This window comes from Bacteroides sp. AF32-8BH (genome assembly GCF_003435205.1).
Classification (GTDB): domain Bacteria; phylum Bacteroidota; class Bacteroidia; order Bacteroidales; family Bacteroidaceae; genus Bacteroides; species Bacteroides ovatus.
This window is the reverse complement of record NZ_QVLZ01000015.1, coordinates 102,943-116,589: the sequence shown is the minus strand read 5'-3', so window position 1 is coordinate 116,589 and position 13,647 is coordinate 102,943. Positions and strand designations below refer to the sequence as shown.

At 44.2% G+C, this 13,647-nt stretch carries 11 protein-coding genes; 7 read left to right on the top strand and 4 right to left on the bottom strand.

Features of this window, described 5'->3' with window-relative positions; genetic code table 11:
- Positions 1–324: 324 nt before the first annotated feature.
- The gene (locus tag DWZ47_RS12490) at positions 325–795 is read left to right on the top strand and encodes a ferrichrome ABC transporter substrate-binding protein (RefSeq protein ID WP_117513322.1); all 471 of its coding nucleotides are present in this window, start codon (positions 325–327) and stop codon (positions 793–795) included.
- Positions 796–929: 134 nt separating this feature from the next.
- Complete coding sequence (locus DWZ47_RS12485; RefSeq protein WP_004310132.1) at positions 930–2,429, top strand: acetyl-CoA hydrolase/transferase family protein; 1,500 nt, start codon at positions 930–932, stop codon at positions 2,427–2,429.
- A 232-nt stretch (positions 2,430–2,661) separates the two neighbouring features.
- Here DWZ47_RS12485 and dacB read toward each other — a convergent pair whose 3' ends face one another.
- From dacB to DWZ47_RS12465, 4 genes are all read right to left on the bottom strand, one after another.
- Positions 2,662–4,068, bottom strand: a complete 1,407-nt coding sequence (dacB, locus tag DWZ47_RS12480) for a D-alanyl-D-alanine carboxypeptidase/D-alanyl-D-alanine-endopeptidase (protein WP_074638645.1) — start codon at positions 4,066–4,068, stop codon at positions 2,662–2,664.
- Between the two features lie 46 nt (positions 4,069–4,114).
- Positions 4,115–5,317 (bottom strand): TlpA family protein disulfide reductase, encoded by a 1,203-nt coding sequence (locus DWZ47_RS12475; protein WP_117513348.1) that lies wholly within the window; start codon positions 5,315–5,317, stop codon positions 4,115–4,117.
- Positions 5,318–5,407: 90 nt separating this feature from the next.
- Positions 5,408–6,751, bottom strand: a complete 1,344-nt coding sequence (lpdA, locus tag DWZ47_RS12470; RefSeq protein ID WP_117513320.1) for a dihydrolipoyl dehydrogenase — start codon at positions 6,749–6,751, stop codon at positions 5,408–5,410.
- Between the two features lie 13 nt (positions 6,752–6,764).
- Positions 6,765–7,175, bottom strand: a complete 411-nt coding sequence (locus DWZ47_RS12465; RefSeq protein WP_004302851.1) for a PH domain-containing protein — start codon at positions 7,173–7,175, stop codon at positions 6,765–6,767.
- 106 nt (positions 7,176–7,281) lie between these two features.
- Here DWZ47_RS12465 and nadB point away from each other — a divergent pair, with 106 nt between their 5' ends.
- From nadB to DWZ47_RS12440, 5 genes are all read left to right on the top strand, one after another.
- Positions 7,282–8,853, top strand: a complete 1,572-nt coding sequence (gene nadB, locus DWZ47_RS12460) for an L-aspartate oxidase (RefSeq protein WP_004298834.1) — start codon at positions 7,282–7,284, stop codon at positions 8,851–8,853.
- Between the two features lie 2 nt (positions 8,854–8,855).
- On the top strand, positions 8,856–9,131 hold the full coding sequence (locus DWZ47_RS12455) for a DUF4884 domain-containing protein (RefSeq protein WP_117513346.1): 276 nt from the start codon (positions 8,856–8,858) through the stop codon (positions 9,129–9,131).
- A 467-nt stretch (positions 9,132–9,598) separates the two neighbouring features.
- Positions 9,599–10,657, top strand: coding sequence for a glycoside hydrolase family 130 protein (locus tag DWZ47_RS12450; protein ID WP_117513318.1), 1,059 nt, complete (start codon positions 9,599–9,601; stop codon positions 10,655–10,657).
- Positions 10,657–11,919, top strand: coding sequence for an MFS transporter (locus tag DWZ47_RS12445; RefSeq protein WP_004298829.1), 1,263 nt, complete (start codon positions 10,657–10,659; stop codon positions 11,917–11,919). Before DWZ47_RS12450 ends, DWZ47_RS12445 begins: the two co-directional genes overlap by 1 nt.
- Complete coding sequence (locus DWZ47_RS12440) at positions 11,903–13,636, top strand: hypothetical protein (protein WP_117513316.1); 1,734 nt, start codon at positions 11,903–11,905, stop codon at positions 13,634–13,636. The genes DWZ47_RS12445 and DWZ47_RS12440 overlap by 17 nt, the downstream gene beginning before the upstream one ends.
- Positions 13,637–13,647: the final 11 nt, after the last annotated feature.

The window sequence follows — 13,647 nt, the reverse complement described above, 5'->3', positions numbered from 1 at the left end:
GTTTAAAAATTCGGATGCAAAGATACGGCTTCGCTTTCAATAAGTAGTGAATTGATATCAAAATAACGCAAAAACTTATGATTTGGCAAGCAAATTTGTAATTTATGTTAAGAGAATAAACATTTTTAGGCGATATGCTTGGCAAATTTAAATTTATTTTTCACATTTGTGCAATGAAAGAAACATTAGATTTTTTCATAGTTAAGGTTTAGGTTAAAAAAATTAAGGGGAGCTGTGAAGCTGCCCTTTTTTCATAATAAAATGTTAGCCTGAACCAGATAAAATACGTAACTTTGGCAGATAACTAATTAGCAGTGAAACACAATGGAAGATTTTTTGAAATTTCTCTTGATAGCAGGTGTCATTCTTGTGGGAATATTCAAAGAGGTGAATAAGAATAGTAAATCGAAAAAAGCTAAGAATAAACGCCCCGTTTCCCCGATGCCATCCCCCGTTGAAGTAGCTCCGGATGCAGTTCCTATGTCCGAGGCATGGGGTGGCCCCAAGTCGCTGGAAGAATTATTCCAGCCTAAACCCCTGAAACAGACGCCACCGCAACAGTCTCCCAAACAGACGGCGAAACCAGCAACGCAGCAGAAAAGAAAAAAAGAAGAAATATCCGTTTCCGCATCCCTGGCAAACAGTGCCGCGCAAGATAAACGAAATTCCCAACAAGGTTCTCATTATAACTCTCACACCGAATCAACTGATAACGAACATGATTTCACGATTCACTCCGCAGAAGAAGCCCGCCGCGCTATTATCTGGGGAGAGATACTTCAACGGAAGTATTGAGAGAGCCCGTAAACTCATTGAGTTTCGAATCATTATGTGACGAGTCATTGCCAAGCATTGGTACAAGGCCGTACAAACAGAGAATTAATTATCAATAAAAATATCAACTGTATTTAACACGAAATTTACTATTTATGTCACTCAATCGTATTTCGGCAGCGGAAGCTGCAAGCCTAATCAAACATGGCTACAACATCGGCCTAAGCGGATTTACTCCCGCCGGAACGGCCAAGGCTGTAACAGCCGAACTCGCAAAAATTGCTGAAGCAGAACATGCGAAAGGAAACCCGTTTCAAGTAGGAATTTTCACAGGCGCATCGACAGGGGAATCCTGTGACGGCGTACTGTCACGTGCCAAAGCCATCCGCTACCGCGCTCCTTATACTACCAACGCCGACTTCCGCAAAGCTGTGAACAACGGAGAGATTGCCTACAACGACATACACCTCTCACAAATGGCACAGGAAGTGCGCTACGGGTTCATGGGCAAAGTGAACGTAGCCATCATCGAAGCCTGCGAAGTAACTCCGGACGGAAAAATTTATCTGACTGCCGCCGGCGGCATCGCCCCGACCATCTGCCGTCTTGCCGACCAGATCATCGTGGAGTTGAATAGCGCACACAGCAAATCCGGTATGGGTATGCACGACGTATACGAACCGCTCGACCCGCCTTACCGCCGCGAAATACCGATCTATAAACCGAGTGACCGTATCGGACTGCCTTACGTTCAGGTAGACCCGAAAAAAATTATAGGCGTAGTGGAAACCAACTGGCCGGACGAAGCGCGTTCTTTCGCTGCCGCTGATCCGTTGACCGACAAAATCGGCCAGAATGTTGCCGACTTCCTTGCAGCCGACATGAAACGCGGTATTATCCCGTCCAGTTTCTTGCCTTTGCAATCAGGTGTAGGAAACATCGCCAACGCCGTACTCGGTGCATTGGGACGTGATAAAACGATTCCTGCATTCGAAATGTACACAGAGGTAATCCAGAATTCCGTGATCGGATTGATTCGCGAAGGACGCATCAAATTCGGTAGCGCCTGTTCACTGACTGTTACAAATGACTGTCTGGAAGGCATCTACAACGATATGGATTTCTTCCGCGACAAACTGGTTCTCCGTCCGTCGGAAATCTCAAACAGCCCGGAAATAGTACGCCGCCTCGGTATCATTTCTATCAATACAGCCATCGAAGTTGACCTGTACGGCAACGTAAATTCTACCCATATCGGCGGAACAAAAATGATGAACGGTATCGGTGGTTCGGGAGACTTTACCCGCAACGCTTACATCTCTATCTTCACTTGTCCGTCTGTGGCCAAAGAAGGGAAGATCAGCGCGATCGTACCGATGGTATCCCACCACGACCACACGGAGCACGATGTCAACATCGTTATCACCGAGCAAGGTGTTGCCGATCTTCGTGGCAAGAGCCCGAAAGAACGCGCACAAGCCATCATCGAAAACTGTGCACATCCTGACTACAAACAGCTTCTTTGGGATTACCTCAAACTGGCCGGTAACCGGGCACAGACTCCACACGCTATTCAGGCTGCACTTGGTATGCACGCAGAGTTGGCTAAGAGTGGCGATATGAAGAATACTAATTGGGCTGAATACTCAAAGTAAATATAATATAGAGTATAGAATTTACAGTATTCGATTCAAAACAAGTATAATTGTATTCTCTGGTAAACAAAATCCTACGATTTTTGCTTATTAGAGAATACAATTGTCTTTTTGTAGAAGAATCAATAAAGAGCCCTCCATGGAGAATAGTACCTGCTCCTTGACAACATAGAAATCGGATTCAACAACGGAATTCCACTTTGGTTGTACGGGCTAATGTATTCATATCAGCCTATTTCCCAATAATCACCTCACACACCTTATCCTGAAATGCTCTCGCTTTAGCCGCCGAAAGTACATTCTGGTTCATAATGGCAAATGCCACTTCATGTCCGTTCTTCATCTTCAGATAGCCTGCAAGCGCATTTATTGCCGTAAACGAGCCTGTTTTGGCATGAACATTCCGAAAAGCAGGAGTACCTTTCATCCGGAATTTCAAAGTTCCGTCCACCCCACCAACGGGAAGTGATTTATACAACATCTGAAACACTTCTGTTTGCGAGTACGCATATTTTAGAAAGTCCACCAGCAGGGCAGGAGAGAGGTAATTATAATTGGACAGTCCGCAACCGTCGGCAATCTTATAATCTTTCGGGTCATGCCCCAGGCGGCGGATCAGCTTCATTATTTCGACAATACCATCTTCGGCAGCTACTTGCTTCTTTCCCGTAGCCTGCGCTCCCAGGCGACAAAGAAATGCTTCCGCATTGAGGTTATCACTCTCTTTCATCAGTTGGTTCAGCACTTTCTGCACAGAAGTGTTCCAGCAAGCCATACGCTCTACTCTCACACTGTCGCGAGGTAATTCGGCAAAGCCATACGACTGGGGAGTCGTGATTCCTTTCCCACGAAGGCGTTCCAGGAAAGTGTGCATAAAGAAACGGGGAGAATCATAGATGTTGACATCATCTTTTCGAATCGAAGTGACATTACCCGAAATAAGGAGGTTGTTTCCATTCGTCAGCCAGTCTCTTGTGAAAGAGAATTTCCCGGCAGAAGAGGTACGTGTTTTCGTCTGATTCGTCACTGTATAATAAGAAGACAGAGGCTGGCAGGAAACACTTGCCGTATCGCCCTGCACCGTGGATGGAACTACGGAAACCTGTACAGTCCCCTTGCAGAACATCAGCGGAGAGAGATAAGGCTGATAACCCGCAGGTGTATCGTCCCACGCCCATCCGCTGCCCCAATAAAGGGAGTCTTTCATTGAAACGTCACCATAGACCTGCCCGTTAATAACCGAAAAAGGGAAAGTGATTACCTCTTCTATCAATGAATCCATCGACTGGCTGTCAAATTCCGGATCGAATCCGCCTACCACATACAGGTTGCCTTGCAAGGTATCATGCTCTATCACGCCATCGTGCCATACTTCGGTGCGGAAAGGCTCGTTGGCTTCGGGGCGGGAAAGTGCGGTAATAGCCGTCAACAGCTTCATGGTAGAGGCAGGACGTGAAAGTTTCTCCGCACGATAGTTATAAAGTGATTTCTTAGCCGTCAGATCGTAGACGGATATGCCGACTTCGGATGCTTCGGGGAGCATCTTCTTGATAAGCGAATCTATCCGGGAGAAATTCTGTTGTCCCCAAAGTGGCAACAAACAAACTGAAAGGGCGACTAACAAAAGACTTTTTTTCATATAACACTGTTTATGACATCAACAAATGATCGTATCTTACCTCTATCTATTTCAAGTTTTTCTCTACCTGTCCAAGAAGCGAACCGGCGCCATAGCCGGACCATACATCCTGGATTTTTCCATCAGGGGCAATCAATACATAATGAGGGATTCCCCGTACCTGATAATTTAGGGCAAGACCGGTACGTCCTTTACGAAGTTCGTTCCACTGGTTACCGCCCATTCCTTTCGTCTTGATATACTCTTTCCAACGTGCCTTCGGGTCCTCACTAATACTAATCACAGTCATTTTATCCTTGTACAGATCCATCACCTTCTCCATTTCGGGTATCGACTCCACGCAAGGACCACACCCGCTACTCCAGAAATCGAGTAAGATGAATTTTCCTTTGAACTCGGAAATATGACGGAGAGAATCATTCGCATCATATAGGTCTCCATCCACCATCATATCTCCAATCCCTACTGTAGTGGGAGGATAAACATAGGTTGTAATCTCCTGTCCGTCATCTGTTTGTTTATCGGCTTCGGACATTCGGGCATAGAGTTTTTTTACCTCTTCTTTATAAGGTATGATGGTTTCATATTTCATCATGGAAGCAAATAACAATAATCTGTCCATCCACACCGGAGAGACGGGCGCTTCTTCCATGTATTCCATTTCCTTTTTCCAGATTTCCTGCTGCAACGGCATTGACAGTTTCCGGATAGAATCTATTTTGGCCCAGGCCTGGCTTTCAAACTCCCGGTCGCCCGGATGGTCTATGAACATCATCCGTTGCCAGTCATATTCTGCTGCCATGTATTGCATCAGTTCTTTCTGTTGGGCCATCGCGCAAGCCGTAAAGCGGTTTTCTTCCTGCTGTTCCGGCACATCGCTTACTACTTCCCATGTTTTCACCAGTTTGTCCTGCCCCTTGATTTCGATGTATTCTCCCGGTGCGATCCACACTTCCAGCCATGTACCCGGGAAGCCCCGATTATCAGACATAATCAGCATTTTCCGTGTGGTAGAAACCGTGTCGCGGAAAGAGAACTGTCCATTCATAAGCGTATCTCTCCATACACAGTTGAGAATACTTCCGTCTTCCTCATACAGGCCGATCACAATGCTGTCGGGAAGATTGGCCAATTCGCCCTGAATCAAATATTCATTTGCGGCAACTGACGCTTTACGATTGAATGTACAATGACACATCACCATACAAACTATTGCCAATAAGGCCGGAGTGATTATATATTTTCTCATCATATATTCGATTTATCAGTGAGATACCCCCTCATCAATGAATCAGATAGGTATCTTCATCAATGAACGATGTCAGATATCGGAATCCGTTTATAGAGCTTCCCGGAAGATTTCTCCTACCGTAGGATGCGGGAAAACAATCTTTTTCCATTGCGCTGCCGTCAATCCGAGCTCAATGGCAGTGCCCGCAAGAGTGATAATCTCCGAAGCCGGATTTCCCAACACATGAGCGCCAATCACCCGCTGCTGTTCATCCAACAATACTTTGCAGACTCCGTTCACGCCCTCATTCTCCGCCACAAAACGACCGGAGTAAGCCATCGGAAGTTTGATAACCTGATAATTGATTCCTTTCGTTGAGGCCGATTCCTCCGTTTCACCCACTCCGGCAATCTCCGGATTGGTATAGACTACGCCCGGAATAGCCCGATAACTCATGGCATCTTCCTTTCCCAAGATGGAATGTACGGCAACTTCCGCTTCACGAACAGCCGTATGAGCGAGCAAAGAGAATCCTGTCAGGTCACCACAAACATACACGCCCGGCACAGAAGTCTGCATCTTTTCGTCAACTCTGATAGCGCCACGCTCTGTCTGCTCCAAATTCAGGTTTTCGAGCCCGAAACCTTTCGTCACAGGACGGCGACCGACGCTCATCAACAGCTTTTCTGCAATGACACTGCCGTTTCCCTCTGCGTTCTCATAAGAAACAACAGCTCCTTCTTCCGTTTGCGACAAGCCGACCACTCTCGTACTAAGCAGGAATTTAATACCTCGTTTTGTATATTCTGCACGGAGCAAAGCGGAAAGCTCCTTATCCATTCCACCCAGGATTTCGTCCATCATCTCAACCACCGTCACCTGTACTCCCAAACTATTGAAGAACGACGCAAACTCCATACCGATTACCCCGCCACCAACAATAGCCAAAGAAGCCGGCAATTCTTTACTGTCCAAAGCATCCCTGTGCGTCCAGTAGTTCACCGCGTCCACTCCCGGAATAGGGGGAATGAAAGTTTCCGAGCCTGTACAAAGTATCAGGTTCTCCCCTTCGTAAATTTCCTCCCCGCAGCGAACCGTATTTTTATCAATGATCTGCGCTTCTCCCGATACGATTGTAACATTGTTGGCAGTCAGCTTCGCTTTCACTCCCAGCACCAGTTTACGCACTACCTTACTTTTACGCGCTATTATCTTAGGCAAATCGAAAGAGACTTCCGGGATATTGACTGCATACTTCGATGCATGTTTTGCACTGTCATAAGTCTTTGCCGAATACAACAATGTTTTCGTAGGAATACAGCCTTCGTTCAGACAGACGCCACCCAGACTATTCTTTTCGATAAGCAATACGCTCAAACCGCCTTTACCGGCAGCTTCGGCAGCCGTATATCCCGCAGGACCGCCACCGATGATAATCACTTGATATTTCATAGTATATAATCAGTTACTCTTTTATCTTCTTTTCAAACATTCTCTTTTCGAGTAGTTCTGCAAATTCCTGTTCCTTGACAGGCATCACCGAAACAAACTTCCCTTTTCCGTATTCTATCAAGATATAATCCGTCACCGAGAAGCGGCCGAATTTCATGGAATGGTATTTCCTGACTGCGGTAATTTCGGAAAGCGGGATGATCTTCTTGCGAATAAAACGACCACGTGAGACTTCCAGATCACCGTTTGTTGTCAATGTATAAGTAGTGTGTATAATTTGTTCGATCACTACAATCAGCATCAACATAAACAGTACCGCCACTAAGATATACTTACACCACAATGCGCCGACGGCATTCACAGTAAGCACCACCAACAGGAAATATTGGTACCAGGCGATGCGGGCATGAAAAATTCGATTCATTTTGTCAGATTTTTGCCTGCAAGGTAGCAATTTTATGAATTAGTGACAACGAAAAGTACAACGAAGTAACTTATTTTGTAGCTTTGCGGTGAGAAATAACAAGATTATGGTAAGAAAATTCGATTTCCTCGTTATCGGTTCCGGAATTGCCGGTATGAGTTTTGCGCTGAAAGTGGCGCACAAAGGTAAAGTTGCTCTTATCTGTAAAAGTGGGCTGGAAGAAGCCAATACGTACTTCGCCCAGGGAGGTGTAGCCTCCGTCACCAACCTTCTGGTGGATAATTTCGACAAGCACATTGAAGACACAATGATTGCCGGCGATTGGATCAGTAACCGTGCCGCAGTAGAAAAGGTAGTGCGCGAAGCTCCCGCACAAATTGAAGAACTGATTAAGTGGGGAGTGGATTTTGACAAAAACGAGAAAGGCGAATTTGACTTGCACCGCGAAGGCGGACACTCGGAGTTCCGTATTCTTCACCATAAAGACAATACAGGAGCAGAAATTCAAGACAGCCTGATTAAAGCCGTACAACGCCATCCGAATATCACGGTCATCGAAAACCAGTTTGCCATTGAAATCTTGACACAGCATCACCTGGGAGTGACTGTAACCCGCCAGACACCGGACATCAAATGTTATGGTGCTTATATCCTCGATCCGAAAACGGGAAAAGTAGATACCTATCTTGCTAAAGTGACGCTGATGGCTACCGGTGGAGTAGGAGCCGTTTATAAAACAACCACTAACCCGCTAGTCGCTACCGGAGACGGTATCGCCATGGTTTACCGTGCCAAAGGTACGGTGAAGGATATGGAGTTTGTACAATTCCACCCTACCGCCCTGTATCATCCGGGAGACCGCCCTTCTTTCCTGATAACGGAAGCAATGCGTGGTTACGGAGGTGTACTGCGTACAATGGACGGCAAAGAGTTCATGCAGAAATATGATCCCCGTCTTTCGCTCGCTCCCCGTGACATCGTGGCACGCGCCATCGACAACGAGATGAAGAACCGTGGAGACGACCATGTATATCTGGACGTCACCCACAAAGATCCCGAAGAAACAAAGAAACACTTCCCCAATATCTACGAGAAATGTCTTAGCCTGGGCATCGACATCACGAAAGATTATATCCCGGTAGCCCCGGCCGCCCATTATCTCTGCGGAGGTATCCTTGTCGACCTGGACGGACAATCTTCCATCGAACGTCTTTATGCCGTGGGAGAATGTTCCTGCACAGGATTGCATGGGGGCAACCGCCTGGCTTCCAACTCACTGATAGAAGCAGTCGTATATGCCGACGCTGCCGCCAAACACAGTCTACAAGTGGTCGATCAATATTCTTATAATGAAGATATTCCCGAATGGAACGATGAAGGAACCCGTTCGCCGGAAGAAATGGTGCTCATTACGCAAAGCATGAAAGAAGTGAACCAGATTATGAGTACGTATGTAGGTATTGTCCGCAGCGACCTCCGTCTGAAACGTGCCTGGGACAGACTCGATATTATCTACGAAGAGACTGAAAGCCTGTTCAAACGTAGCGTAGCGTCCAGAGAAATCTGCGAATTGCGTAATATGGTGAATGTGGGTTATCTGATTATGCGTCAGGCGATGGAACGCAAAGAAAGCCGCGGACTGCATTATACGATTGATTATCCGCACGTGAAGAAATGATTATGAAAACATTGATTCGGACCTTTATTCTTTTCTTCTGCATAACGGGACTAGCTTCCTGCTATGCAGGTATTCCACTGAAAAGTGGAAAATCGGAAAATAACCAGACTTATGAAATCAGTTATCTGTTCGAGCACGACGGAGTGAAAGTGTACCGTTTTCTCGATCTGGGAAACTATGTGTATTTCACGACCCGGGGAGATGTAACCAGTATCAAGAATGATTCAACAAGAAAAAGGACAATTACTATTTATAAAGACAGTATACCAAACCGATAACGAAAAGAGGGTGTCTAACAAATTTCTTTTTAACGGCTTCACCTCTATCAAACAAACTCTGACAGATTATGTACGATAGATTATCCGTACGTGAAGAAATAGGATTTACAGTATTATTTTTATTAAAAAGAAAAAACAAGAGGTTTCCTCAAATTATATTTTTGAGTTTGGCCTCTTATTTTTTTATCTTTATATGTTTCTTTTTCACTCTTCAAAGAAACTATACTATACACTTATGAGAATATAATACACTTCAACACACTGTCTATTCAACTATAAACCAATCATTTAAACTGTAACAGCATATAAATACGAATATCTCTGCCTCTTCTAAAATCATTCCCTAATATCATCCTCTTAAAAACATGTTCTTGAGCATGTGTACACCTCTTTGAGAATATAGTAAACGCTTTCCTGTCTCTCATCTCATACTTTTGTTCACAGAAATAATCACTAATCGAAATATTATGGATATAGCTAAAAGATGTGAGCAGAACCCCCTACTGGCTCCAAAAGATTTAAAAGCGGGAATCAACGGAATGGAAATTACATGTTTGTTAAATCCCGGAGTTTTCAAATATCAAGGCAAAATTTGGTTACTTTTGCGCGTCGCAGAGAGACCTATACAGAAAGAAGGAATTATCAGTTTTCCTATATATAATGAAAAAGGAAAAATAGAAGTGGTTTCGTTTCTAAAGAATGATCCCGATTTGGATGCTTCAGACCCACGCGTTATCGGTTACAAAGGAAAGAATTATCTGACCACGATGTCTTACTTACGATTGGTTTCAAGTACCGACGGTATTCACTTCAAAGATGAACCGGAATTTCCACCTATTTTCGGAAAAGGAGAGCTGGAAGCATTCGGTATTGAGGATTGCCGTGTTGCAACAACCGAAGATGGTTTTTACCTTACTTTCACAGAAGTATCGTCGGTAGCTGTAGGAGTTGGACTGATTCACACCAATGATTGGAAAAACTATACACGGCATGGGATGATATTCCCACCACATAATAAAGATTGTGCATTGTTCGAACAGAAGATAGGTGACAGGTATTTCGCTCTTCATCGCCCAAGCAGTCCCGAACTTGGCGGCAATTATATATGGTTGGCAGAATCGCCCGACCGCTTGCATTGGGGAAACCACAAATGTGTGGCAACCACTCGTGACGGAATGTGGGATTGCGCACGTGTAGGGGCAGGAGCAGCTCCAATAAAGACAGAAGAAGGCTGGCTGGAGATTTATCATGGAGCCGATTTTAATCACCGTTATTGCTTGGGGGCTTTATTACTCGATTTAAATGACCCGTCAAAAGTGATTGCAAGAAGCGAAGAACCGATCATGGAACCTATCGCCGCTTATGAGCAAACAGGTTTCTTCGGAAATGTAGTTTTCACTAATGGGCATTTGGTGGACGACGATACGATAACCATGTATTATGGAGCAAGCGATGAAGTGATTTGTAAGGCAGAGCTTTCCATTTCAGAGATATTAAATGTATTAAAACAGACACAAGAGAAGTAATGAATAAACTGAAAAAAGAATATCTGTTCTTTAAGCAACAGGAACCTAACATGAGAACACTGTTGGTTACCAATATGCTTTATGCATTGGTACTACCGATAGTAGAAATCTTTGTGGGAGCCTATATCATGAGAAACACGAGTGACCCCGTGATGGTTGCTTTTTATCAGCTGGCAATGTATATAGGCATCATTACTACCTCTCTTGTTAACGGTTATCTGCTAAAGAAATACAGTGTGAAGACACTTTATTCGGTAGGAATCCTGGTAAGTGGCATTTCCATGTTCGGTATGATGACTATCAAGTCACTTGGCTTCGTCGAACTTGGTCTGGCCGGCTTTTTAATGGGAGCAGCTTCTGGTTTCTTCTGGACCAACCGATACCTGCTGGCTCTCTATAATACCAACGACAACAGCCGTAACTATTTCTTCGGACTAGAGTCTTTCTTCTTTTCTATTACCTCCATCGGTGTTCCTTTAATTATAGGCGCATTTATCAGCCAGATAGATGGAAAAGAAGTTTTCGGATTCCTCTTCAATATCAATACCTCTTACTGTGTAGTTACGATGGCAGCAGTAGTCATTACCGTTATCGCCTGCATGACACTGTGGAAAGGTAAATTCGAGAACCCCAAAGAAACGAACTTCCTCTATTTCCGCTTCAACATACTTTGGAAAAAGATGCTGTGGCTAGCCGGATTGAAAGGAATGGTTCAAGGTTTTTTAGTAACGGCACCGGCTATATTGGTATTGAAGCTGGTAGGAGATGAAGGAGCGTTAGGATTGATTCAGGGAGTTAGCGGGGCACTGACCGCTGTCCTGGTGTATGTATTAGGACGTATGGCCCGCCCGCAAGACCGTTTGAAAATATTTGTAGGAGGACTAATCGTATTCTTTGTCGGTACACTATTCAACGGAATTCTCTTCTCTGCTACGGGAGTGATCCTTTTCGTCCTTTGCAAAGTGATATTCCAGCCTTTGTTCGACCTGGCTTACTTCCCCATTATGATGAGAACAATTGATGCAGTTGCAAAGATTGAGAATAGAAACGAATATGCATATATCCTAAGTCATGAGTTCGGCCTTTTCCTTGGAAGAGCTTTCGGTTTACTACTGTTTATCTTCCTTGCTTATTGTGTATCGCAGGATTTTGCATTGAAATATGCGCTGGTGATTGTTGCCGGATTACAATTAGCGGCATATCCTTTAGCTAAGAATATTACTAATCAAACTGATACTATTGAACATGAAAATGACAAGTAAAGGTGTTTTTGTACTTATGACCGTTTGTCTCCTGGCATCTTGCTCGGGCAACGGAAATAACTTTGGTGAAAAGGTAAAGCAGGTTTCCATCCATAGGGTAGACTCTATGCCTGATATGCCTGAAACTTATAAAATGCTGGACTGGAAGCAAAAAGCCCAAAAGTATGACCAGTTTATTTTTGACTGGAATAATAAAAGTGAAGTCGGACCATTAATCTGGTTAGATGACGCCCGCAGAAATATGGACCAGACTACATTTGGCTTATATACTGCCATTAAAGATATTCGTCAGGGAAAGAATGCCAATAACGGAGAGTTCCATGAAAGTCTGAACTCATTGGCTGCTATTCTTGGTGCCGGCCTTGTAGGGATTGACAAGACGAATCAAGACGGATATAACTATGTAAAAATGGTGCAGAATTATTTCAATTCTGATAACGGCTGGAATATAGTCATGAACAATACGACTCCGTCAGTAGCCCTTTTAGGAGGAGGCTATGGCCGCGACTGGTGGTATGATGTATTACCCAATGCCTTATATTATGCGATATGTGATGTCTTCCCCGATGTAGACGGGGCAGAGAAGATACAAAAAAGCATTGCGGAGCAGTTTGTTAAAGCAGATTCCGTATTGAATGGAAATTACGACTATTCTTATTTTGACTATGCCCAAATGAAAGGAATGGTGAATAATATTCCATTGCAACAAGACGCCGCCGGTGGTCATGCTTATGTATTGTTATGTGCTTATCATAAGTTTGGTGATCCACGTTATCTGCAACATAGTAAAAGTGCCATCGAAGCCCTGCTTGCCCAGAAAGAAAGCCGTTTTTACGAGGCTCTTTTACCACTCGGAGTGTATACGGCAGCCTATTTGAATGCAGTAGAGGGAGCCAACTATGATGTAGCCAAACTTCTTGATTGGGTATTTGACGGATGTAAAAGCCCTGCAGGAAGAACCGGTTGGGGAATTATTGTAGGAAAATGGGGTGATTATGATGTAAGTGGTCTGCAAGGAAGTATCACAGACGGCGGAGGATATGCATTCCTTATGAACAGTATCAAACCCGCCTGGCCTTTCATTCCGATGGTGAAATATCAGCCTCAATATGCAAAAGCTATCGGCAAGTGGATGTTGAACAATGCAAGTGCATGTCGTTTGTTCTATCCGGGGGAAATAGATGAAACACATCAATGGGCTCCGGAATTGAAGGACATTACTTATGATAATGTTTCTTATGAAGGTTTACGAAAAACGGATGACTATGGAAAAGCATCATTAAAAGGAGTTAGTCCGGTTGCAATCGGCGATGGTCCCAAATGGATAAAAGGTAATCCGACGGAGAGCATGTTCAGCGTTTACAGTTCTTCTCCTGTTGGTATTTTGGGGGCCATTGTTTGTCAAACGAATGTGGAGGGTATTCTCCGGCTGGATTGTAATGTCACAGACTTCTATACAGAGAAACCTTATCCGGTCTATCTCTATTATAACCCTCATAAAGAGACCAAAGCCATTACTTATCAGGCTACTCAACCATGTGATTTGTTTGATATTGTTGCCAAAGAATATATAGCAAAAAATATAAAGACAAATGGTTCCGTTGAGATCCCGGCCAATGACGCAAGAGTAATTGTGGAACTTCCCGCTGGAACAGAATTAGAACTGAAAGATGGTAAGATTATTGCGAATAAACAAAATATCATTTCATATAATTAAATCTAAGTGTA